16 protein-coding genes are annotated in these 23,606 nt (G+C 53.2%); 8 read left to right on the top strand and 8 right to left on the bottom strand.

Going from position 1 to position 23,606, the window contains the following annotated elements:
* Positions 1-16 precede the first annotated feature (16 nt).
* From AB2B48_RS04675 to AB2B48_RS04685, 3 genes are all read left to right on the top strand, one after another.
* The gene (locus AB2B48_RS04675; RefSeq protein WP_368300948.1) at positions 17-3,778 is read left to right on the top strand and encodes a phage tail tip fiber protein; all 3,762 of its coding nucleotides are present in this window, start codon (positions 17-19) and stop codon (positions 3,776-3,778) included.
* Positions 3,779-3,891: 113 nt separating this feature from the next.
* Positions 3,892-5,790 (top strand): pyocin knob domain-containing S74 family peptidase, encoded by a 1,899-nt coding sequence (locus tag AB2B48_RS04680; protein WP_368300949.1) that lies wholly within the window; start codon positions 3,892-3,894, stop codon positions 5,788-5,790.
* Between the two features lie 1,589 nt (positions 5,791-7,379).
* Positions 7,380-7,676, top strand: a complete 297-nt coding sequence (locus AB2B48_RS04685; protein WP_185666073.1) for a DUF406 domain-containing protein — start codon at positions 7,380-7,382, stop codon at positions 7,674-7,676.
* Between the two features lie 81 nt (positions 7,677-7,757).
* Here AB2B48_RS04685 and AB2B48_RS04690 read toward each other — a convergent pair whose 3' ends face one another.
* Together AB2B48_RS04690 and AB2B48_RS04695 are read right to left on the bottom strand one after the other, a co-directional pair.
* Positions 7,758-9,125, bottom strand: coding sequence for an MFS transporter (locus AB2B48_RS04690; RefSeq protein ID WP_368300950.1), 1,368 nt, complete (start codon positions 9,123-9,125; stop codon positions 7,758-7,760).
* Between the two features lie 169 nt (positions 9,126-9,294).
* A complete protein-coding gene (locus AB2B48_RS04695; protein WP_368300951.1) occupies positions 9,295-10,248 on the bottom strand; it encodes an AraC family transcriptional regulator in 954 nt (317 codons plus the stop codon).
* A gap of 161 nt (positions 10,249-10,409) precedes the next feature.
* On the opposite strand from AB2B48_RS04695, the gene AB2B48_RS04700 reads away from it, so the two are divergent.
* Entirely contained in the window at positions 10,410-11,312 is a 903-nt protein-coding gene (locus AB2B48_RS04700) for a LysR family transcriptional regulator (protein ID WP_368300952.1), read from the top strand.
* 70 nt (positions 11,313-11,382) lie between these two features.
* On the opposite strand, the gene AB2B48_RS04705 is transcribed toward AB2B48_RS04700, so the two are convergent.
* The gene (locus tag AB2B48_RS04705) at positions 11,383-12,129 is read right to left on the bottom strand and encodes an SDR family oxidoreductase (protein WP_220440539.1); all 747 of its coding nucleotides are present in this window, start codon (positions 12,127-12,129) and stop codon (positions 11,383-11,385) included.
* Positions 12,130-12,466: 337 nt separating this feature from the next.
* Here AB2B48_RS04705 and AB2B48_RS04710 point away from each other — a divergent pair, with 337 nt between their 5' ends.
* Positions 12,467-13,336, top strand: a complete 870-nt coding sequence (locus AB2B48_RS04710) for an aldo/keto reductase (protein ID WP_368300953.1) — start codon at positions 12,467-12,469, stop codon at positions 13,334-13,336.
* A gap of 65 nt (positions 13,337-13,401) precedes the next feature.
* Here AB2B48_RS04710 and AB2B48_RS04715 read toward each other — a convergent pair whose 3' ends face one another.
* The 5 genes from AB2B48_RS04715 to AB2B48_RS04735 all read right to left on the bottom strand — a co-directional run bounded on the left by AB2B48_RS04715 (position 13,402) and on the right by AB2B48_RS04735 (position 19,151).
* Positions 13,402-13,968 (bottom strand): DJ-1/PfpI family protein, encoded by a 567-nt coding sequence (locus tag AB2B48_RS04715; protein WP_368300954.1) that lies wholly within the window; start codon positions 13,966-13,968, stop codon positions 13,402-13,404.
* Between the two features lie 147 nt (positions 13,969-14,115).
* A complete protein-coding gene (gene bdcA, locus AB2B48_RS04720; RefSeq protein WP_368300955.1) occupies positions 14,116-14,829 on the bottom strand; it encodes an SDR family oxidoreductase in 714 nt (237 codons plus the stop codon).
* A 190-nt stretch (positions 14,830-15,019) separates the two neighbouring features.
* Entirely contained in the window at positions 15,020-16,009 is a 990-nt protein-coding gene (locus tag AB2B48_RS04725) for an aldo/keto reductase (protein WP_368300956.1), read from the bottom strand.
* Between the two features lie 19 nt (positions 16,010-16,028).
* Positions 16,029-16,880: an aldo/keto reductase gene (locus AB2B48_RS04730; protein ID WP_185666081.1), complete on the bottom strand. Its 852-nt coding sequence runs from the start codon at positions 16,878-16,880 to the stop codon at positions 16,029-16,031.
* A gap of 132 nt (positions 16,881-17,012) precedes the next feature.
* Positions 17,013-19,151, bottom strand: a complete 2,139-nt coding sequence (locus tag AB2B48_RS04735; RefSeq protein ID WP_368300957.1) for a putative bifunctional diguanylate cyclase/phosphodiesterase — start codon at positions 19,149-19,151, stop codon at positions 17,013-17,015.
* A 365-nt stretch (positions 19,152-19,516) separates the two neighbouring features.
* Here AB2B48_RS04735 and AB2B48_RS04740 point away from each other — a divergent pair, with 365 nt between their 5' ends.
* The 3 genes from AB2B48_RS04740 to dbpA all read left to right on the top strand — a co-directional run bounded on the left by AB2B48_RS04740 (position 19,517) and on the right by dbpA (position 23,567).
* The gene (locus AB2B48_RS04740) at positions 19,517-20,686 is read left to right on the top strand and encodes a methyl-accepting chemotaxis protein (protein WP_368300958.1); all 1,170 of its coding nucleotides are present in this window, start codon (positions 19,517-19,519) and stop codon (positions 20,684-20,686) included.
* A gap of 190 nt (positions 20,687-20,876) precedes the next feature.
* Positions 20,877-21,860 carry a zinc transporter ZntB gene (zntB, locus tag AB2B48_RS04745; protein ID WP_220439796.1) on the top strand — a complete coding sequence of 328 codons (984 nt, stop codon included), beginning with the start codon at positions 20,877-20,879 and terminating at the stop codon, positions 21,858-21,860.
* Between the two features lie 333 nt (positions 21,861-22,193).
* Positions 22,194-23,567, top strand: a complete 1,374-nt coding sequence (dbpA, locus tag AB2B48_RS04750; protein WP_220439795.1) for an ATP-dependent RNA helicase DbpA — start codon at positions 22,194-22,196, stop codon at positions 23,565-23,567.
* The last annotated feature ends 39 nt before the right edge of the window (positions 23,568-23,606 follow it).

A 23,606-nucleotide genomic window follows, 5' to 3' on the forward strand; every position in this document is an offset into this window, starting at 1 on the left:
TTTTTATGGATGCAATATGGCAACGATTACTGGTGCAAAGGGCGGCAGCCAGAAGCAGCACACGCCTGTAGAACAGCCTGATTCAGCTCAATCTATGGCGCGCTGCCGTATGCTGCTGGCGCTGGGCGAGGGTGAGTTTGCTGGTGGGCTGGATGCCACGCGCATCTTCCTGGATGGTACGCCTTTGGGCAATGCCGACGGCTCAATGAATTTTGAGAATGTCTCCTGGGACTTTCGCCCGGGTACTCAGGTTCAGACTCCGATCCCCGGCTTCCCGGCGGTGGAAAACGAGACCAGCATTGGCGTGCCACTAACCAAGGCCACCCCGTGGACCCGGGCCATTAGCAACACGCAGATTGATGCGGTGCTTGTGCGTGTCGGTATTACCGGACTGCAGCAGCAAAAGAATGACGGCGATATTGTCGGGACCACAGTCAGGTACCACATTGACATTGCCGTTGATGGTGGGGCGTATAGCACCGTGATGACCAAAACGGTCACGGAGAAGCTGAGTTCACTCTATGAACTGACGCACCGTATCAACTTGCCAAAAGCCACAACCGGTTGGCAGATACGCGTAGTCCGCGACACCGCAGACAGCACCAGCCAGATGCTACAGAACAAAACCCAGGTACAGGCTATCACCGAGGTCATCGATGCCCGTCTGCGTTATCCGCATACCGCGCTGCTGTACGTGTCGTTTAACGCTAAATCGTTCAGCAATATCCCGAAGATATCCTGCAAGCCGAAAGGCCGCGTAATCCGCATCCCGCAAAACTACGATCCCGTTGCGCGTACGTACAGTGGCACCTGGGACGGAACATTCAAATGGTCCTGGAGTAACAACCCTGCGTGGATTTGGTTCGATGTACTGACTGAACCGCGGTTTGGCCTCGGGCGCCGGGTAACGGTGGATATGCTGGATAAGTGGGAGCTTTACCGCATTGCCCAGCGCTGCGACCAGTTGGTACCAGACGGGAAAGGCGGTACCGGCACAGAGCCTCGCTTCATATTCGACGTGTACATTCAGGCGCAGGCCGATGCATGGCAGGTGATCAAAGATATTGCCGCTGGCTTCAACGGCATGACGTTCTGGGGCAGCAACATGTTCAATGTTGTCTCGGACATGCCGGCCGACACGGCGAAGTTGCAGATCATGACTCGCGCATCCGTTGTGGGCAAACCGAGCTATTCCAGCGGCAGCGAGAAAAACCGCTATTCCAGCGCGCTGGTCAACTTCAGCGACCCGGACAACCACTACCAAGACCGCACGACGGCGGTCATGTTTCCGGAGTTGGTGAAGCAGTTCAAGTTCAAGCAGACGCAACTGACGGCCATCGGGTGCTCGCGGGAGAGCGAGGCTCAGCGCCGCGGTGGCTGGGCGGTCTATTCGAACTCTCTCGATCGCATCATTACGCTGCAGACTGGGCTGGATGGCTACATCTATGTGCCGGGTACCGTGTTTGCCTTTGCTGATGAGCGCATGTCGGGACGAGTGTACGGCGGCCGTGTCGTTGCCTACGACGCTGCGCTAAGGTCGGTAACGACGGACCGCGGAACCAGTGCGGTAACTGGTGATACGCTGATGATCCGCACATTGGGTGGCATTGTTGAGAGCCGAATTATTCAGGCGGTCAACGGTGCGCAGCTGATTGTGGACATGCCTTTCACCGCACAACCGCAGCCTAACGCTGTATTTGTTATCGATGCAGGGCAGTTACGCCTGCAGTTTTTCCGCGTGACCAATCTGGCGTTCAATGATGAGGAAAACACCTTCAGCATTACCGGCGCAGAGTACAACGCGTCGAAATATGATGCCGTTGATAACAATGCGCGCCTGGACACGCCGCCGATCAGCCTGATACCGACCGGCCTGGTTAGCCAGCCTACGAATATCGCGATTAGCAGTTACGACTCGGTTAGACAGGGCCAGCGTATTGCCACAATGGTGGCGGCCTGGGATGCACCGCTGGACAAGAACGGGAAGCTGCAGGCCGATATCGTTGCATATCAGGTGCAGTGGAAGCGGGACGATAATGAATGGATCAACGTCCCCGAAACCGGGCTGCGAAATATTGAGGTAGCAGGCATTTTTTCAGGTGACTACCTGGTGCGTGTACGAGCAATCAACTCCGGCGGTGCGTCTAGCCTGTGGGCTACATCCTCCCTGATGAACCTTACCGGTCGTACCGGGGATGTGCCGAAGCCAGTAGGGCTGCGCACCACTGCTATCAACTGGGGTATTCAGATTGACTGGTCTTTCCCTGCGGATAGTGGCGATACGCTTCAAACTGAACTGCAGTATTCCGTTAATAGCAGTGGCGACAACCCGCTGCTGCTCGCTGGTGTTCCATACCCACAGCACACATATACCCAATTGGGATTGAAAGCGGGACAGGAATTCTGGTACCGGGCTCGCCTGGTGGACCGTATCGGTAACTATGGGGACTGGACCGGTTTTGTCAGGGGGGTGGCTAATGCTAATGCTGACGACTATCTGGCCGACATTGCAGACGACCTTCTCACGTCTGAGGACGGGCAACGCCTGACGGAAAGCATTGAGCAGGCATTAGACGCAAGCTGGCAGAACGCGCTGGCGGGTGGGAATATCCTGAACGCGCAGTACGCTGCACTGGGTACAGTGCGCGCAGAGATTATGCAGGTGGCTACAACTGTAGCTGAAGTAGACAAGGCGATGGCGCAACTTAGCACAGAGTTGACCGCGAAGATCGACGCGAATACTGCGAACATCAAACAGGTATCAACCGCCGTCACTGACGTAGACAAGGCGATGGTGCAGATGGGCCAGGGTCTGCACGCAGAAATTGAGACGAACAAAACAGCCATTGCAAAAAACACGGCGGATATTCAGATCGTATCAACCGCCGTAGCTAAAGTCGACCAGTCGGTAGCCGACCTGGGCACCGACCTGCGAGCGCAAATCGGCAGTAACACGGCAGCAATATCCGAGAAGTTAACCGCAATGGTTGACTCGGACGGGTCCAGCTCGATCTATACGCTGAAAGTCGGCGTGAAGTACAACGGGCAGGAAATTCTCGCGGGTATGTCGGTTGCCGCCATAGCTCAGCCAGGCAAGCCACCAATTGCCCGTGTTGCATTTAACGCTGAAGAGTTTGTGTTGCTCTCCGGTAGTGATGACAAGTTATTCTCTCCTTTCGCGGTTAAGAATGGCCAGACGTTTATCAATGACGCGTTTTTCGAGGATGCCTCGATAAACTTCGGAAAGATATCTGATACGCTTCAATCGACTAACTATGTCCCAGGTATTGCAGGGTGGAAATTACCGAAGAACGGGAATTTTGAGGCCAATATGGCGACGTTCCGTGGTGTTGTGTATGCCACTGATGGCGAATTTACCGGGAAGATTAATGCAACTGACGGAACGTTTAGGGGGTCGGTCGAGGCAACTAAATTTATCGGTGATATCGCAAACATGAACGTATGGTCTGACCTTCTTGGTTCAGGTAATGGCCAGTCTTCGCGAACTATGGTTTACACCGATTCCAGCCAGGAGAACTTAACCAGAAAGGTTTGTGTAATGTTTACCGGGAAGAGTAGCGGTGGCATTACGATGACTATAAACGGGAACTCAAGAACATATCAGAATGCCGGGGTCATGAGTACATATATGCATACTATATCTACGACATCCCCCACTATTACTGCGACGATAACTGTTTCCACTACGACTTCAGTTCAGGGGCTTATTTATAGCCCTACGATGATTGTTACGCGTGGTGGAGGTTCATTCTCATAATGAGAAAGGGGCCGATTGGTCCCTTTATTCCTGGTATTTCCTCGCTTCATATCATTAATTTTTGCGCGTTCCGCGCAGGATTCCGCATATCCAAAAATTGACAAGAGGCTTTTATGTCAGCAGGCACTTTAAAGCTCACTAATGGCAGTACTGCCGTGACTGGCACCGGCACCAGTTTCACCACTGACCTCACCACCGCCGATTTTGTTGTCGTCACTGTCGGAGGTACGACGCATTCACTTGCCGTTGACTCTGTGACGAACGCGACAGCGCTGGTGCTGTCTGCTCCATTTACCGGCCCGACAACAGCGAGCGTGGCATGGCAGGCCGTGCCGCGTAAAGCGATGCTCCGCGTCACCGCAGAACTGAACAGGCAGGTAACCGAAGCGCTGCGCCTGGGTAACGAGAACGCCATCAACTGGCAGGCCGTGCTGTCTGCCGATGATACCGCTACGGTGGTTTTGCCGGACGGCACGACACTTACAGGGCTGTCCTGGAAGAAGCTAAGCGAGATCATGACCGATATGGATATCGACGCGATTAAACCGCTGGCGGCCCAGATCCACACCGACGCAGCCCAGGTCGCAGCAGATAAGCCGGTCATCGTGCAGGCCAAGACCGATGCCATCGCCGCGAAGAACGCCGCCGCCGGTTCTCAAACGGCAGCAGCCGGGTCCGCCACCGCAGCAGCTGGTTCAGCTTCCACCGCAACGACGCAAGCTGACCGCGCGAAGACCGAAGCAGACCGGGCGCAATCCGCTAACCCGGATAACCAACTTAAGAAGGCGAATAACCTTAGCGACGTAGCCGACAAGGCCGCAGCGCGTACTAACCTGCAAGTTGTTTATCGGTCCCCCACAACACTAACCGCGACGGACAATCTAAACGACTTCAACGGCTTGAAGGCGGGCGAATATTTCAACTCACAGAACGTCAACGCGAAACCGGAAAATAACTATCCGGTAAGTTCTGCGGGTAGTTTAAAGGTCTACTGGACGAGCGCATCGAATAACACTGGATGCGTCCAAGAGTATCGGGTTTATAGCTCTAGCCGCATGTTTTCGCGTATCTTTAACGGCGTTAACTGGACTCCGTGGGTTGAGTATTACAACTCCGGGAGTGTGGTCCCATTGTCCGCTGGTGGTACTGGTCGAACTGACGGCACGATAGAGGCGAAATCAGATCAGAACGACCTGATAAGATTGCAGCCAACTGGATCAAATCCGGCGTGGATAGTTTTCAGAGACTCGTCCGTGACAGCGCGATGGCGGGTTGGACGTGAAGGGGCGAATGCTGATTTTCAGTTTATCGCGTTTAACAGTGCGGGAACCAGTTTAGGTACGTATTTAAACATCAGTAACGCAACGGGTGAGATATCGACCACAAAACCTATCACTACAACGAGTATTGTCACTGCTGGTAACTTATCCGCTTCGGGGAGTTCATACCCTAATGTTAGGTTTTATCCGTTGTATACAGACGGTGCGGTAATCCCTGACACCGTTGTTGGCGGTTTTACATTTTTTGAGACGCTATACAGTAAAACCGAACCCACCTCCGGGGTATCGTTAGTTCGTCGGTCTAAAACCGGCGGTACAATGGGACAAATTGCGATTGCATTCCCCAACACCGCCGGTGTAATAGCTCTCCAGGGAACATCCGGTATCGACTATAAGCACGATGTGACGGATGCTAATTACTCCGAAGCCATCGCGCGAATCGACAGTTTGCGCATGGTTAATTTTGTCTATAACGACGACGAACAGAACCGGGTGCGCTTTGGGGTTATTGCAGAAGAAGTGGAGTTAACCGCGCCGCAGTACATCAAACACAATCAGGAACAATATGAAGATATCCTGGATGAGAACGGCGAGAAGGTGGGGGCTAAGTACCGCGACCGCCCGAGCGTGGATAATAACCCTATCATTATGGATTTGCTGGGGTATGTTAAGGACTTGAGAAAAGAGATTGATGCGCTGAGGAATGAGATAAAGGCACTGAAAGAAGAGTAAGGGAGGGCGCTGGACGCTATCTAACTGGGCACCTTGCAAAAAATTAGCGCAAAGCAACTCAGAACCGGTACAGGAGATGATTCGTCTTGCGCTAATGCATTGTGAGAACCAGGAGAAGCATAAAAGGCTCGCTAGGCGTCTGAGGGATGCGTACTATTGTGGCAACCTGAGCAGAAAAACCACTGGCGAAAAAACAAACAATTCAACTGCGCACGGTATATTTGACGGTATTGGTTGCCTGTATTCCTGTCTTTATCCTTTTAAAACAATGAAATACTGCATCTGTTTATAATCAAGCACTAGTTGAATACATGCTCCTGATAACCTTCGTTAACCTCATCTAAAACTAGAGCTGGCGCGGATTACAGCGCCAGTACCTAAAATTAATACTGATAGCTTATAACAAATAAAATTAGCCTCAAGCCGGCTACTAAACTGAACTCAAGCCCCGTTAAGGGGCTTTTTTAAATCTCAGGCAAAGGAGGTAAAACGGGTGACCGAAGCCACCCCGAATTTTAGTAACAAGTCCCACCTTTATGGTGAGAACCTGTGCCTCCATGCGGATGTGTGCCTTTAGGGCAGGCCATCGTAGAAGCTGAGATCATGCCGAAAGCGGCAACCAGTAATAGTGCTATTATCTTTTTCATTCATTAACCTTACCGAAAAATGTAATGCGATGGTGCAGGACCGTTTTGTAACGGTTAGTTGTTATTTCAAGTAGTATTTAACTGAGGAACTGGTCTTAAATCCTCAGTGGATAGGCCATTTAAATGTTATTTTTATTTATCAAGATTTCTCATTTTTGAAAATTGAAATATAGCCCTGCATGAGAAATATTAACTAATTGCAACCATATTGATTACAATTGTGATAGTACGATTCACCTTGCGAGTTCGTTCCTGAAATAATTCGATTACCTCCACCCATATTGGTCTGTGTTTCGTTCCAACTCTCACCATTTGCGGCTGTGCCGTTAGTGTAAGTGCTATTTCCTATGGTATTGGAGGTCTGAGACCAACTGGTACCGTTCGCCGAGTTTCCATTTACTATGGTGGTATTACCCATACGATTAACAGTGTAGGTATTTCCATTGTTATCATAACAAGTCGATAACGCATCGGTGCCAATGCATTGTGCATTTGCACCATATGATGCGAAAGCGAGCAGTAAAACTAATAGTTTTTTCATTTTATTAACCTTGTTTGAAGAATAAGTCATGATTATATATCTGTTGAGAATATGACTTAAATAATATATTGGATGTAATTATGACAGTAACTACGTATTCCTGGTATTTATCACTCGGTGCGGGAGTCATCGAATACAGCCAGATGGTACGGTCGGCTCAGTTCGGTGATGGTTATGAATAGGTATCCGAACTCGGGTTGATGATGTGCACGATACTGCAATTATGCGCGACCACGGATAGGATGAAAACATCAGACATTTGCTTAGGTTAAGCAATAAAATCGACTTTTTAGCAAATAAACAGCGTTTAACCTCAAAAACGGTAATCTTTAACCCTATTAATGGTTGGACTTTCCATCGGCAGAGTCTTATCTTGGGAGGAAACATACGAGGTTATCATCATGAAAGACGTAGTGGATAAATGCAGCACCAAAGGGTGTGCAATCGATATTGGCACCATCATTGAGAATGATAATTGTACCAGCGTTATTGAGCGTATCTTCCCATCGGAAAATGAAGCTGAGCTTGCCGTGGCTAAGATTAAGAAACTAGCCGCAGCAGCGTCATCGGATGAAGACGCTGTGGTGACTTATCAGGTTGTGAAAGCCGATAACGACGTGAAGCTGACTGCTTCAGTGACGTTCTCTTGCCAGGCTGAAATGATTATTTTCGAACTATCATTGAGATCGGCATTCTAAGCGTAGCGTTCCCGTCATTCTCATCGGGAAGCGTCTTTCAGAAAGACAGGTAAGGCGGAAACGCTTACCTGTCTTTTTGCGTTATAATTCGCTTAATTTACAGGCTGGCAGCTTTCGATAGCCCACAATAATCCAGATTACCGTCATCACCGCAGCGGCAAATGCCACCGTTCTCAAGCCCTGCGTCATGTCCGACTCCGCATTCAGAAGTAACCCAAAAATGGCTACACCGCTGACGCCCCCCATTTGTCTGGCACAATTAAAAAACGCTGACGCTGAACCGGCGGATTGATGAGACGCTTGCGACAGTATCAGGTTGGTCATGATTGGCATAGCAAAGGAGGTTCCGCTACCGAGGAGGACCATGGGAATAAAGAGTTGGTATGCGCTCCACGCTGGCGTAACGAACATCACAATGATAAACCCCAGCATACTGATCCCGCTGCCCAGAAGAGACAATCTCCTGATGGAATACCATGAAGAAAACCATTTCGATGAAAAATTAACCAATGCGGTGACGGCCATCATCGGCATAAAGGCAATCCCGGTATCCAGCGCGGACAAATGCAGCTGATTCTGGAAGAAGATACTGAAGATAAATACCGCGCCATAGAAAACCAGATTGCACAGGAAGCCGAGCATGACCGCACTCGGGATATATTTACTGGAGAGCACGTCCCGGGCGATGACCGGATTCGGTGAATGTTTATCCATGCGTCTATTGGACACCAGCAGCAGTATCCCCAGCACGAGTGTGGTCAGAATAATGGGGCTGCTCCAGCCATACTGTCCCGCTTCGGTGAGTGTAAATGTCAGCAGGGCCAGGCTTGCAGCGATAAAAGATTGGTTCAGAAAATTAATGCGTACGGGCGCAATTGGGCTAACCGGCGCCAGAGACTGAATGAGCGCGATACTGACGAGCCCCAGCGGAAAGTTAATAAGAAAAATGCTTCTCCAGCCGCAGTATTTAATTAGCACACCACCGACAACAGGGCCTGCTACCAGTGCCAGAGAGCCCGCGGCGGCCCACATGGCAATAGCCGCCGATCGCTCACGGGCATCGGCGAAATATTGCCGAAGCAGCGTTAAAGAGCTTGGCAGCAGTAACGCTGCGCCAATGCCCTGGACTCCCCGCATAAGGTCAAGCCAGTAAATCGTCGGGGATAGGGTGCAGCAGACCGAGGCGAAAATGAAGATGGCGACTCCGGTGATAAAGGTTTTTTTAGAACCAAACCGATCGACCAGACTTCCTGAACTCAGCATCAGCGCGGCGAAAACAAGGGCATAGGCATTAATGACCCACTCCAGATCAGACACGGTGGCGTCATAGGCCACTTTAAGCGAATGCAACCCGACGTTCACGATACTGACATCAAGCTGAACAAGCACGATTCCCAGGCAGGATGCAAAGGTAAACAGGCGCTTTTGCGCCGTCGTTTGACTGGCCATATATTTCCCATTTCATTACGGTGCTGCCGGCGTTATCCGCAGACAGGGTTAAAACGGCTACTGAGTATCAGGTCTTCCTGATGAAGAGCAGTAAAACTTACCGTAAAAGGGTATCGCCATCTTTCGAGATTATTAATAATCAATAATCCATATTTATTTTGTCAAAATCTCATTTTTGGTCGATTGAATGAAAAGCATGCAGAGGGTAAACGGGGCCTTCAAGGTACGCTGCGCGATGTGCTGTGGGGGACTCGCCATAGATTCGTTTGAATGCGGTGCAAAACGTACTCTCAGCAGCATACCCTAATCGCCAGGCCAGTTGTTTTACCGGTTCTTTGGTCAGTCGAAGCGCTCTGCTGGCGATGTGCATCCGCCAGCGAGTCAGATAATTCAACGGTGAAGTTCCTGCCGACTCGGTAAATCGTCTGGAGAAACCTGCGCGCGACATCCCTGAAATTGCGGCTAGCTCTGCAAGCTGCCACGGCTTTTCCGGCTCGGCATGTATCGCTACCAGGGCCGCGAGGATCCGACTATCGCGTAGCGCACCCAGCCACCCGTTCAAGGCCTGCTCTTCCGATAAAATCCAACTTCGGATCCCTTCAATCATGACCAGTTGCATCAGATGGTTGCCAGCGAGTGACGCGCCCGGACGCAGTGACATATTTTCCTCGTGGAGTCGCGCCATCAGCCAGTTGAGGGTAGAGGAGGATTCTGAACCGGTATTGATGGGAATAATCACCGGGAGGGCGTCCAGCAGTTGCCCGGCACCAGTCTGGTCGATCTCCATCTTTCCGGCCAGCAATAGGCTTTCGTCGCCGCCATAGTCAGCGATACCATTGCGCTTCTGATAAGGGACCTGTTCAGAATTTATGGGCTCGAGTTCAGGGTCAGAGGCCATAATAAAAGGGGCCGAACGCGTAAGAATCACCCCGTCTCCCGCGGTGAGTTTTCGCCAGGCTGATTCACTTTCCAGCCGGAACCACAATGTGCCTTTGCGCAGCGCGATAAATTTCATCCCGGAAAAACCGGGGTAGCGCATGGACCAGCACTCACCGGCTGACTGCCCGCTGGTGATATAACTGCGGGCGGAAAGAAGCTGCAGTACGTCTGATAAAGGGTCCATGACGGCCTTCTCCATAAGCTAAAAAACGGCATGATAGGGTAAAAAGAGTTAGCGGGGCCACTCTAATGGTCATTTCTCATTGCCCATGAGCGGCATTAGCACTTCCATATTAATAAGAATGAAGCGATGATTGCAGTAATAGTCATTAGTAAGGCTTCTTAATGATGGAAAACTTTAATGAGCTGGCCGCGTTTGCGCTGGTTGCCAGTGAACGTAGCTTCACCCGAGCGGCCGCTAAAATGGGAGTGTCGCAATCGGCATTAAGCCAGACAATCCGGAATCTTGAGGCGAGACTGGAAGTGCGGCTATTGACGCGTACAACTCGCAGCGTTTCGCTGACGGAGGCTGGCGAGTTTTTGCTCAGTAATCTCGGGCCTAAACTCGATGAAATTGTTCATGCTGTGAATATGCTAAAGGGGATGCGACAAAGACCGGCGGGTACGGTCAGGATTGCTGCAGCGGCCCATGCCGCGATCTCAGTGATTGAACCCGGTCTGCGGCAACTGCTAAGGGATAACCCGGACATCCACGTTGAAATCTCGGTTAATGACTCACTGGAGGACATCGTAGCGGAGCGCTTTGATGCCGGAGTCAGGCTGGGGGAGCAGGTTGCCAGGGACATGATCGCGACGCGGATAAGCCCGGACATCCGTATGGCGGTTGTAGGTTCTGCTGATTATTTTTCACGCTATCCTGAACCCCAGGTACTTCAGGATCTGACCCGCCATAACTGCATCAATTTACGTCTTCCGACCTACGGTGGGCTGTATGCCTGGGAGTTTGACCACAATGGCGATACCTTAAGTGTGAAAGTGGAAGGGCAGTTGATCGTAAACAGCCTGGAACTCATGCTCAATGCGGTACGAGTCGGAAGCGGACTCTGCTGCATTCCAGAGGATGTTGTGGCAAATGACATCAGAGAAGGGACGCTGATACGTGTGCTGGAGGCCTGGAGCCCGCTCATGCCGGGGTATCATTTGTATTACCCGGACAGACGTCACCATTCCCCCGCATTTTTGCTGGTGCTGGATGCGCTAAAGAACCAGCGTTACCCACCACGTTGAGTGTTCCTCGAATGAGAGTACGGATGAATATCCCGCAAAGCGAATCGGCCAGCGTACTGGCCGTATGGCATTACAACTCTTGCGCTGTCGGGCGGAAAATAATTTCGCTGACCCCAACATCTTCCGGCTCGTTAATCGCAAATGCCACCATTCGGGCATAGGTCTCAGGCGGTACGCCTACGTTTTCAACGTACTCCCGGTTTGCTGCCTGGACGTCTTTATCCGAAATATGCTCCAGTAGTTCGGTTTTAACTGCCCCTGGCGAGATGAGCGTCGCGCGAATGTTATCTGCCGCTGCCTCCTGACGTAGACCTTCAGTCAATGCCCGTACGGCAAATTTGGTCGCGGAATAAACGGCTGAGCTCTGGAAAACCAGATGGGCGGCAACGGAGGCCGTGTTGATAATATGGCCTGATTTCTGCGCCTTCATATGAGGTAGAACCGCGGCGATACCGTGCAGAACGCCCCGTAAATTCACGTCAATCATCTGATTCCATTCATCCACATTACCCTGGTCAAGACGAGAAAGTGGCATTAACCCTGCGTTGTTGATCAGTACATCAACCCGACCGAACGTGCTGATGGCTTTCTGGATAAGCGCCTCCACATCAGCGAGTTTCGTGACATCGGTTGCGACGGCGATAGCGTCTTTACCGCGCTGCTTTAATTCGTTAGCGATAGCGTCGATGCGGTCAGCTCGACGAGCGGCCATCACCACTTTCGCGCCTTTGTCGGCGAGATGGCGTGCGGCTGCTTCGCCCATACCGCTAGAAGCTCCGGTGATGACAATCACTTTGCCCTGGATCTTATCTGTCATTTTACGCTCCTGATAGGTGGATGATGAGTAAACGTGTGTGCCGCAGACGGCTTTGCATTCGGCCTTTTATACGGCCTATCGTGTTAAGCAGGACTCATCCTATCAGGGTGAAATTCATTCGATAATACCCGTAATTTTCTAACATAAATAAGTACAGCTAATTAATGGTCCGCCGTTTGCTAAATATCGCCATGGTAAGCGAAGCGTGATAACCGTCGTACCACTGATACACATCCGGATTAATGAATTCACTGCATAAGTCAAATCACGGATTGCCGACTAATCCTCATGATGTTTCTGTCCTAAAATCAGCTTTTAACCTGCCGGGAGCCGTACCGTGGAATATTCCGTTTTAAGTAACAACCTCAAAATGCCGATGCTGGGCTTTGGCGTTTTTAAGGTCACCGATAAAGAAGAATGCAAGCAGTCGGTGTTAACCGCTATTCGCACGGGCTATCGTCTGATTGATACCGCCGCCGTCTACGGTAACGAAGACGCCGTGGGCGATGCCGTTCGTGAAGCGATTGCCGAAGGTCTGTGCACCCGCGAGGAGTTGTTTATCACCTCTAAGCTATGGGTACAGGACATGGCAAACTATGATGCGGCAAAAGCCGGTATTGACGCGTCGCTGAAAAAATCAGGCTTAGCCTATTTTGATCTCTATTTACTGCATCAGGCGATGGGCGACTATTTCAGCGCCTGGCGCGCGCTGGAAGAGGCGTATGCGGCAGGAAAACTGAAGGCCATTGGCGTCTCGAACTTCTATGCCCACGTGTTAACCAACTTCTGTGAAACCGTCAGCGTTAAGCCGATGGTAAACCAGGTCGAGCTTCACCCTTATTTTGCACAGCCTGAAGCGCTTGAGACCATGAAACGCTACAACGTTCAGCCGGAAGCCTGGGCACCATTAGGCGGCGGCAGACATCAGGCGCATGAAGATAAAATGCTGCAGGGGATTGCCGAGGCTCATCAAAAAACCGTTGCCCAGGTGGTCCTGCGCTGGAACGTGCAGCGTGGCGTCACGGTGATCCCTAAATCGACCCGCCAGGAACGTATTGCAGAGAATTTTGCTATCTGGGATTTCTCGCTGACCGATAGTGAAATGGCGCAGATTAGCGCGCTGGATTTAGGCTACGTGGGCGAGGCGGTGAAGCATTTTAATCCGGAATTTGTACGCGGCTGTCTTGGGGTAAAAATCCACGATTGACCGGGTTTAGCATCAAAAAAAACAGGCGCCGTTTCGCGCCTGTTTTGTCATCACCCTGGCTTCAGCTATCGCAGCAACTCGGCAAACTTCGCCAGCCACTGCGGATGCGCCGGCCAGGCCGGGGCGGTGACCAGATTACCATCGACATACGCTTGATCGATGCCAATCTCCGCATATTCCCCGCCGCTTAGCCGCACTTCCGGGGCGCAGGCCGGATAGGCGCTACAGGTTCGTCCCTTCAATACGCCAGCGGCAGCCAGCAGTTGCGGGCCGTGGCAGACGGCGGCGATGGGTTTGTTCGCCACATCAAAAGCCTGCACCAGCTTAATCACCGCCTCATACAGCCGTAGATACTCAGGCGCACGCCCGCCGGGGATCAGCAGCGCGTCATAATCCGCTTCGTTGACGCTGGCGAAATCGGCATTGAGCACAAAGCGGTGCCCTGGTTTTTCGCTGTAGGTCTGCGCGCCGTCAAAATCATGAATAGCCGTCATGATGTAGTCGCCTTTCGGCTTATCCGGGCAGGCCGCGTCCACCTGGTGACCAATCATCTGCAGCGCCTGAAAAGGCACCATGGTTTCATAATCCTCGGCATAATCGCCTACCAGCATCAGAATCTTTTTACCTGCCATAACCCGTCCTCGTTGAGTAAAGATGACTAAGATATAGCCTGGTGGCGGGGGGATAGCGAACCGCAAAGCGCGCGCAGCGTCACGGATATGACGATGTATTATGTGGCGGTGAAAAAGGGCGGCCTGACGCCAGCCGCCCATTGTCGGTCAGGCACCAAATCCGCCGTCGATGGTGTGCATCGCCCCGGTGACAAAAGCGGCTTCCGGCCCCGCGAGCCAGGCGACCATACCCGCCACCTCTTCGGGGCGACCGTGCCGTTTAACCGCCATAAAGCTATGCATCAACTCCCGCAACGGCCCGTCTTCAGGGTTGGCGTCGGTATCAATGGGGCCGGGCTGGACGACGTTGACGGTGATCCCTAACGGGCCGAAATCACGAGCGAGGCCGCGTGCCAACCCTTGTAGCGCTGATTTACTGACCGCATAGGCCGCAAGGCCAGGAAGCGGCATACGGTCGCCGTTCACCGAGCCAATCACGATGATGCGTCCGCCTTTGGGCATTCGACGCGCCGCTTCAACGGCGGCATGGTAGGGGGCATGGATATTGATGCGAAAAAGACGGTCGACGGCATCGCTGTCCTGTTCGAGCGCATCGCCGAAGAGAATGATCCCGGCGTTGATTACCAGAATATCCAGCGGGCCGCTGTGACGAACCAGCGAAATAACCGCATCGCGATCGGCGCTATCTGCCCGTTCGGCGGTGCTACCCGTTTCGGCTGCCAGACGTTCTGCTGCCTCTTGCGAACCGGAATAGCTGAATATCACTGACGCACCGTCAGCGCGAAAGCGCCGGACAATCGCCGCGCCAATTCCGCGACTGCCGCCGAGAACCAGTACCGATTTGTTCTGAAATACCGTCATCACTACGCCCCTCATATTCGAACCGAAACGATGAACTTCAACCCGGCAGGCGAGGCTGCCAGCATGGAGTATAGTTCTGCTCATTCACTCGCGTTGGGCGCAGCGGACTGGTGGTCGTGGAGAACGGTAATCGCGGAGATTCCCCGAGGTCGCGTAGCCCGGTCGAGCATCGCGACGCCGGGAGGGTCAATCAGCGCCCGACACGAGCCTGGATGGACGCCGGATAACGGTCACCCACAATCTTAATCGCATCCAGCGCCTGGGTGATTTTCTGCAAGTCGCTTGCCGCGAGCACAATCTCTGCCGCACCCAGATTCTCCTCCAGTCGATGCAGTTTTGTGGTACCCGGAATCGGCGCAATCCACGGTTTCTGCGCCAGCAACCACGCGAGGGCAATCTGTGCCGGGGTAATCCCGCGTTCGGCGGCCAGGTCAGCCAGCACGGTCAGCAACTGGGCATTGGCTTCGCGAGCCTCAGCCTGGAAGCGCGGCACTTTACTGCGGAAATCATCGCTACCAAAAGCGGTATCGGTGGTGATGGCGCCGGTCAGGAAGCCTTTACCCAGCGGGCTGAACGGCACAAAACCGATGCCCAACTCTTCCAGCAGCGGAATAATTTCCCGCTCTGGCTCACGCCACCACATGGAGTATTCGCTTTGCAGTGCGGCAACGGGTTGGACGGCATGGGCGCGGCGAATGGTTTGCGCGCCGGCTTCGGAAAGGCCAAAGTGTTTCACCTTGCCTTCGGCGATCAGGTCTTTCACTACGCCCGCCACGTCTTCGATTGGCACTTCCGGGTCCACGCGGTGTTGGTAGAGCAGATCAATAACGTCGGTTTTTAAGCGCTTAAGCGAGCCTTCAACCGCCTGGCGGATATGTTCCGGGCGGCTGTTTAAAATCTGCTGCTTGTTGTCATCGCCAAAAGTAAAACCGAATTTGGTGGCGATCACCACGCGATCGCGAAACGGCTTCAGCGCTTCGCCGACCACCTCTTCATTCAGATAAGGGCCGTACACCTCTGCGGTATCAAAAAAGGTCACGCCGCGTTCAACGGCGGCACGGATAAGCTCAATGGCCTGGCGGGTATCGGTTGCCGGGCCGTAGCCGTAGCTCAGGCCCATGCAGCCCAGACCGAGTGCGGACACTTTCAGGCCAGATTGGCCAAGAGTTCTCTGTTGCATTGCAGGTTCCTTAATCACGTTAAACGTCGAGTTTACGGGCCGCCAGCCACTCAACGATGGCCGGGTCACGATGAGAGAAAAAGGCGCTGGTGGCGGTATCCAGCGCGGCAATGCGCAGCATGTCGTCAGCGCTCAGCGCAAAGTCGTTGATGGCAAAATTTTCGACCATACGTTCCTTACGCACCGATTTAGCGAGCGATACGATGCCGCGCTGGAGCAGCCAGCGCAGGACGACCTGGCCCACGCTTTTGCCATATTTATTGCCGATAGCCGTCAGCACCGGATGCGCAAATAGGCCGTTGCGCCCTTCGGCAAACGGTGCCCAGGCTTCCGGCTGAATGCCGCGGCTCTGCATCCACGGCGTGGCGTGAAGTTGCTGGTTGAACGGGTTGACTTCGACCTGGTTAACAGCGGGTGCTATGCGGTTGAAGGCCATCAGGTCGGCCAGTCGGTCCGGCTGGAAGTTACTGACCCCAATAGCGCGGATTTTTCCCGCCTCATGCAGTTCCTCCATGGCTCGCCACGCGCCGTGCACGTCGCCGAAGGGCTGATGGATAAGATAGAGGTCAACGTAGTCAAGCTGCAGGCGGTTCAACGAGCGCTCGAACTGTGCTTTCGCCCCTTCATAGCTGGTGCCCTGTAGCCACAGCTTGGTGGTGATAAACAGCGCATCACGGGCAATACCGCTCTGCTTCAGGGCGTTGCCTACCTGGGTTTCATTCTGGTAGGAGGCGGCGGTATCAATTAAACGGTAGCCGGTCTCGAGGGCATCCAGCACCGCGCGTTCACATTCGGCAGCATCGGTCATCTGGTAGACACCGAAGCCCTGTAGCGGCATCGCAATGCCGTTGTTCAGTTGTACTGTTTGCATGGGGTTATCCTTCTTCTGAGTAGAAGAAGGATAGCGCGTGGGGATTTATTTGATTAGAGGGGGGAATTTACTAATGGTAATGATCAAAATTCATTAATAAGCCAGCGATCGGCGTAAACCGATCGCCAGACTTCAAGCCTGCCGTTTCTTCCCGGACGAAATATCCCGCCGCAGTGCCGCTGGCGCATTCGGATCGCCGGTCAGCGGCAGGTTACTCAGCATCACCTCAATATCCTCAGCCGGCACCGGGTCGGAGAACCAGAAGCCCTGCAGCGCATCACAGCCCAACCCGCTGAGGATGCGCTGTTGCTCCTGCGTTTCCACACCTTCGGCAACGACGTCCATATTCATTGAGTGAGCGATGTTAATGATGGTCGAGACGATTTTGACGTGCTTACTGTTTTCTCGCATGTCTTTCATAAAGCTCTTATCGATTTTCAGCTCTCCGGCGGGGAGATCCTGAAGCGCTAGCATGTTGGAATAACCCACGCCGAAGTTATCGATGGAGATGGTGATGCCGATGCGGCAGAAGTCGTTGAAAATCTGCACGCTGCGGTCAAAGCCGTGTAACGCGGTGGTTTCTGCCAGTTCAATCGTTAAGCGGGTTGGGGAGACGCGATGGCGCACCAGCGCTTCGCACACCCGTTCGTAAAAGTTCTGCTGCTCAAACTGCACCGGCGAGATATTCAGCGATACCGTCCAGTCGTCGTGCCCGGCAATGCTCCACTTATGCAACTGCTGGCTTGCTTGCTCCACTATCCAGTTGCCCACCGGGACAATGAGCCCGGTGTTTTGCAGCGTGGGTAGGAATACGTCGGGCAGCAGGATACCTTTTTTCGGGTGTCGCCAGCGCAGCAGCGCTTCAAAGCCGTAAATACGCTGTTCTTTGACGTGATACTTAGGTTGATACCACAGTTCAAACTGGCCGCGATCCAGCGCCTGAGTCAGATCCTGCAGGAAGTGTGCTCCTTGCCAGGTACTGTCGAGCATCGATTCATGGTAGAAAACCCAGCCGTTACGGCCATTGTGCTTCACGTGATACATCGCAGTATCCGCCGAGAGTTTCAGTTCCTGCGGCGTTTCTCCGTGGCCTGGATAGAGGCTTATTCCCACGCTGAGTGAAATCTGTAGGATCTGCCCGGAGTGGTAGAACGGGCGGCGGACGCTCTCCACCAGGCGGGTGCAAATATCGGTGATTTCCGCTTCAGTGCAGTTTGGCGCGAGCAGGATAAACTCGTCACCGCCGATACGTGCGAGCGTCATTTTGGGATTGAGGCAGGCGCTCATGCGGTTGGCGACGGAGACCAGCAGATTATCACCAACGTGATGACCCCAGGCGTCGTTAATCAGCTTAAAGCGATCGAGATCCATCAGCACCAGCGCAAACGTGCTACCCGCCAGGCGGGATTGATGCAGACAGGCCAGCAGACGCATATCAATCTGGCTGCGGTTGGCTAGCCCGGTCAGGCCATCAAAGCGCGCTTGTTGCTCCAACTGTTGGTTAAGGCGCTGCAGGTTTTCCGTCAACCGGGCGGTACGCACCTGTGAGTCAACCATCGAAATCATCAGCATCAGCCCGAGCAGCAGCAGGGTGGTCACCGACACCCAGATCGAGAGCCCCTCTTCGCTGACCATCGCGTCGTGGCCCATCATCATATGACCGTGACCGGTAAAGGTGGCGGCGCTCATGCCAGTGTAGTGCATAGCGGCAATGGCGATGCCCATGGCGAACGCCGCGCCGACGCGGGTCAGCAATACGCCTTTACTGTTGAGACGCAGGCTGAAGGCCAGCCACAGGCCGACGCAGGAGGCCACGATAGCAATGACCACCGAGGCGATAATCAGCGGAATGCTCCAGACGATATCATCGTGGGCCATCAATGCCGCCATGCCCACGTAGTGCATGGTGACGACGCCAGAGCTGAGCAGGGCGGTGGCAATGCAGAGGCGTTTTAACGACAGCGTGTTACCTGCAACCGCGATATTAATCGCTAATGAAGAGGCAATAATGGCTGCCAGTAGAGAAATAACCGTGAGCTCAAGGTGATAGCTCATTGGCATTGGCATTTTCATCGCCAGCATGCCGATAAAATGCATTGACCAAATACCAATACCCAGCGTCGCGCCGCCGGTAATGCGCCAGAAGATAGCGGCTTTTTTATTAGACGCAGCAATTTTTGCAGCACTATCAAGCGCAACGAAAGACGCAATGAAGGCCACCAAAAATGAAATACCGACCAGTATCGGGTCCCACGAAGCATGCAGCATCATGTAATCCATACCTTTTCATAAAGGGGGTTTAATTAATCTATCAGTAAATTCCGAATTTTACACAGCGAAATAGCAATAACCTGTGACTCTTTTTACTGAATTGAACTCGATTAAGTACGGCTAAAACTTGATGAAATGCCAATGAATGTTAAGTATTGCTTTTTTATATAATTCTTATTTTATCACTACTTAAGTGTTTCATTAGTCGTTGATATTGATGATTTTACTTAAGGTGGCGTAATTGTCTGGTAAAAGTGAAACTGGCGCTGCTAACAATTAAACTCATTATAAACATGGAAATAATCTGGAAAATACCCCTTGTGGTGATATAACAAAATGACACAACAGGTGTTGGGGAACAGATTATGTTTAAAAACATTAGCGTCCGAACGTGTATCCTGGTATTTATTCTGGCGGTTTTCCTTATTGCAGATGTGATCTGCTTAATATTATCAAAGAATATATTCTTGCATTTAGCCATTAACCTGGTTTGGGTGGTGGCGCTGGCGTCGCTCTGGCTTTATATGACCAAATATCTTGTTACGCCGATTAACGCTGTAAAGCGCAGCATTGATGAAGTTAATGATGGTAATTTATCGGTGCGTATTCCGATATTTGGTAATAACTGTGCCGGGCGCTTAATTCCGGGTATCAATAGCTTATCGAATAATATCTCCACGCTGGTGGCGGAGATTCGTTCTTCGTCCGATACGGCGATGACGTTGTCTGAACAGCTGGCAAACCGCAGCGCGGAATTGGCGGTGAAGACCGAGCAGCAGTCCGCTACGCTGATGCATACCGCCTCCAGCATGGAAGAGATCGGCGCGGGTACTAAGAACAATGCCGAGCACACCCGTCTGGCAAGCGAACGGGCGGGTGAAGCTACCCGATGCGCCCGTAAAGGCGGGGAGTTGATGGGGGAGGTGGCGACGAACATGCAGTCGATCACCGACTGTGCGCGACAGATGACGGAAATCATTGCCATGATTGATGGGATTGCTTTCCAGACGAATATTCTGGCACTGAACGCGGCGGTAGAAGCGGCGAGGGCGGGCGATCATGGTAAAGGGTTCTCGGTAGTGGCCGGTGAGGTGCGGAATCTGGCGCACCGCAGCGCCGAGGCGGCGAAGAGCATTAAGACCTTAATTAGCGTCACCAGCGATAACGTGACGCAGGGCGCGAATATTGTCGCCGAGGCTGAGCGGAATATGCAGGATATCGTGAGCGGTTCCGGCGAGCTGAACAGTCTGATGGAACAGATTGCCGTGTCGACCGCCGAGCAGGAGAAAGGTATCGATCAGATAACGCTGGCGCTGACGGAGTTGGAAACCGTGACGCAGAGTAACGGGATGGTGGTGGAGGAGTTGGCGCGGTCGTCTGATATTCTGAAAAATCAGGTTATCGACTTGCAGTCACGGACGCAAAACTTCCGTATCGGAGATGAGCCGCGGAAGCTGGAGGCCGCGCCGGGAGCGGCGGTGCTTAAACCAGCGGTGGCCGGGAGCCATGATAAGGATTTTTGGCAGTCGTTTTAGCGTAAGGTAACGCTTCATCGCTTTCAGAAGAACGAGTAGGCCGGATGGCGCTTTGCGTATCCGGCCTACTGCTGTGTAACTTTCACCGTCCCCTTTTATGAACAATTTCAGCGCGATGCCTCGCCCACATATTGCTTAACAAACGCAGATGGCTAGACTAACAGGATAAATAGTTCTGACCGGAGGCGAAGTGGAAGCCATAAAGGGATCTGATCTCAACGTACCTGATGCGGTATTCGCGTGGATGCTCGACGGGCAGGGCGGCGTAAGGCCCCTGACCGATGATGAAACCGTCAGCAAAGAGAACCCGTGCTGGCTACATATGAACTACACCCACCCCGACAGCGCGCAATGGCTGGCGACAACGCCGCTGTTGCCCAACACGGTGCGCGACGCGCTCTCTGGTGAAAGTCTGCGCCCGCGCGTCAGCCGTTTAGGTGAAGGGACGCTGATCACGCTGCGCTGTATCAACGGTAGCACTGACGAACGCCCTGACCAACTCGTGGCAATGCGGCTCTATATAGATGAACGCATGATCGTCTCCACACGGCAGCGAAAAGTGCTGGCGCTGGATGATGTGGTTAGCGACCTTCAGGACGGCAGCGGGCCGACGGACTGCGGTTCCTGGCTGGTGGATGTCTGCGACGCGCTGACCGACCATGCCAGTGAATTTATCGAACAGTTGCACGACAAGATTATCGATCTGGAAGATAGCCTGCTGGAGCAGGAGGTGCCGCCGCGTGGTTTCCTGGCGCTGCTGCGTAAACAGCTGATTGTGATGCGTCGCTATATGGCACCGCAACGGGATGTCTATGCCCGACTCTCCAGCGAACGTCTATCGTGGATGACCGACGACCAGCGTCGGCGGATGCAGGATATTGCCGATCGCCTGGGCCGCGGGTTGGATGAGATTGATGGCTGCATTGCGCGGACGGCGGTGATGACCGATGAAATTGCGCAGATGATGCAGGAGTCACTCTCGCGCCGCACCTACACCATGTCGCTGATGGCGATGGTCTTTTTACCCAGCACGTTCCTGACCGGGCTGTTTGGGGTCAACCTTGGGGGTATTCCCGGCGGCGGATCGCATCTGGGCTTCTCCCTCTTCTGTATTATGCTGGTAGTACTCATTGGTGGTGTTACGTGGTGGTTACATCGCAGTAAATGGTTGTAAAAAGTCACCTTTTTTATTCCATTAAGCGCCAATAACGCGACTTAATTTGAGCGAGGTCAATAAACCAGCACCCCAATCGAGGCAATATCGTTCCTGCAGGTGAATGCAACGTCAAGCGATGGGCGTTGCGCTCCATATTGTCTTACTTCCTTTTTTTGAATTACTGCATAGCACAATTGATTCGTACGACGCCGGCTTAGAATAGTCGGCTTTTTTTTATCTTTTTTTCCGCTACCCTGGCTACACTCGTTGATTAGTTGTCGCATCCCGCGGCGAGATCTGCGAGGATACGCGCCTGCTGAACGTCAGCCCCTAATTCGTGAGAACTACACCGTGACCGCTTTTGCCTCCCTGAACATCCTGCCCGCTTCCCAACTCGAAAATCTCAATGACCTGGGCTATCTCTCAATGACCCCGGTACAGGCGGCATCGCTGCCAGCTATCCTTGCGGGAAAGGACGTGCGGGTGCAGGCAAAAACCGGCAGCGGTAAAACGGCTGCATTTGGTCTTGGCCTGCTTCAGCACGTGGACGCAGGTCTCTATCAGACCCAATCGTTGGTGCTGTGCCCCACTCGTGAACTGGCCGACCAGGTCGCCGGTGAAATACGTCGTCTGGCCCGTTATCTGCCGAATATTAAAGTGCTGACGCTGTGCGGCGGCCAGCCGTTTGGCGCACAGCGCGACTCTTTGCAGCATGCGCCACATATTATTGTAGCGACGCCGGGCCGTCTGCTTGACCACCTGCAAAAGGGCACTGTCTCTCTGGATGCGCTGCAAACGCTGGTGATGGACGAAGCGGACCGGATGCTCGATATGGGATTCAGTGATGCTATCGATGAAGTTATTCGTTTTGCACCAGCGTCTCGCCAGACGCTGCTGTTCTCCGCCACATGGCCGGAAGCAATAGCCGCCATCAGCGGCCGCGTGCAGCGCTCGCCGGAAACCATCGAAATTGACTCCGTTGACGCGTTGCCTGCCGTTGAACAGCAGTTCTTCGATGTGCCACGTCACGGTAAAATCGCGCTGTTGCAGCAACTGCTGAGCCAGCATCAGCCTGCGTCCTGCGTGGTGTTCTGTAACACCAAAAAAGATTGTCAGGCGGTCTTTGAGGAACTGAATGCCGCGGGTCAGAGCACCATTGTTCTGCACGGCGACCTCGAACAACGCGACCGCGACCAGACGCTGGTGCGCTTTGCTAACGGCAGCGCCCGTATTCTGGTCGCAACCGACGTTGCCGCCCGCGGTCTGGATATTAAATCGCTGGCGATGGTCGTGAACTACGAGTTAGCGTGGGATCCGGAAGTGCACGTACACCGCATTGGCCGTACCGCGCGTGCCGGTAACAGCGGGCTGGCCATCAGCTTCTGCGCGCCAGAAGAGGCGCAGCGCGCCAATATTCTCGCCGAAATGCTGCAAATTAAACTCAACTGGGTCGCTGAGCCGGGTAAGGCGCGTATCGTGCCGCTGGAGCCAGAAATGATGACCTTGTGCATCGACGGCGGTAAGAAAGCCAAAATGCGTGCGGGCGATGTGCTGGGGGCGTTAACCGGTGATGTTGGGCTGGTGGGCGCAGATATCGGTAAAATCGACGTTCATCCGGCACACGTTTACGTGGCGGTACGCGAGGGCGTGGCGCATCAGGCGTGGAAACTGCTGCAGAAAGGGAAAATCAAAGGCAAGGCGTGCCGAGTGCGTCTGCTGAAATAACCGCAGAATAACGCGTCTCAGGTGCGGACCTGAGACGCG

The organism is Kluyvera sichuanensis, from assembly GCF_040930405.1.
Lineage (GTDB): Bacteria > Pseudomonadota > Gammaproteobacteria > Enterobacterales > Enterobacteriaceae > Kluyvera > Kluyvera sichuanensis.

What these genes read in the sequence shown, in the direction of transcription:
- AB2B48_RS04700 (WP_368300952.1), top strand. Translation starts at nt 10,410, where the DNA reads ATGATGGAAAACTTTAATGAGCTGGCCGCGTTTGCGCTGGTTGCCAGT.
- AB2B48_RS04695 (WP_368300951.1), bottom strand. Translation starts at nt 10,248, where the DNA reads ATGGACCCTTTATCAGACGTACTGCAGCTTCTTTCCGCCCGCAGTTAT.
- AB2B48_RS04725 (WP_368300956.1), bottom strand. Translation starts at nt 16,009, where the DNA reads ATGCAACAGAGAACTCTTGGCCAATCTGGCCTGAAAGTGTCCGCACTC.
- AB2B48_RS04705 (WP_220440539.1), bottom strand. Translation starts at nt 12,129, where the DNA reads ATGACAGATAAGATCCAGGGCAAAGTGATTGTCATCACCGGAGCTTCT.
- AB2B48_RS04690 (WP_368300950.1), bottom strand. Translation starts at nt 9,125, where the DNA reads ATGGCCAGTCAAACGACGGCGCAAAAGCGCCTGTTTACCTTTGCATCC.
- AB2B48_RS04685 (WP_185666073.1), top strand. Translation starts at nt 7,380, where the DNA reads ATGAAAGACGTAGTGGATAAATGCAGCACCAAAGGGTGTGCAATCGAT.
- AB2B48_RS04715 (WP_368300954.1), bottom strand. Translation starts at nt 13,968, where the DNA reads ATGGCAGGTAAAAAGATTCTGATGCTGGTAGGCGATTATGCCGAGGAT.
- bdcA (WP_368300955.1), bottom strand. Translation starts at nt 14,829, where the DNA reads ATGACGGTATTTCAGAACAAATCGGTACTGGTTCTCGGCGGCAGTCGC.
- AB2B48_RS04680 (WP_368300949.1), top strand. Translation starts at nt 3,892, where the DNA reads ATGTCAGCAGGCACTTTAAAGCTCACTAATGGCAGTACTGCCGTGACT.
- AB2B48_RS04675 (WP_368300948.1), top strand. Translation starts at nt 17, where the DNA reads ATGGCAACGATTACTGGTGCAAAGGGCGGCAGCCAGAAGCAGCACACG.
- AB2B48_RS04735 (WP_368300957.1), bottom strand. Translation starts at nt 19,151, where the DNA reads ATGATGCTGCATGCTTCGTGGGACCCGATACTGGTCGGTATTTCATTT.
- AB2B48_RS04730 (WP_185666081.1), bottom strand. Translation starts at nt 16,880, where the DNA reads ATGCAAACAGTACAACTGAACAACGGCATTGCGATGCCGCTACAGGGC.
- AB2B48_RS04740 (WP_368300958.1), top strand. Translation starts at nt 19,517, where the DNA reads ATGTTTAAAAACATTAGCGTCCGAACGTGTATCCTGGTATTTATTCTG.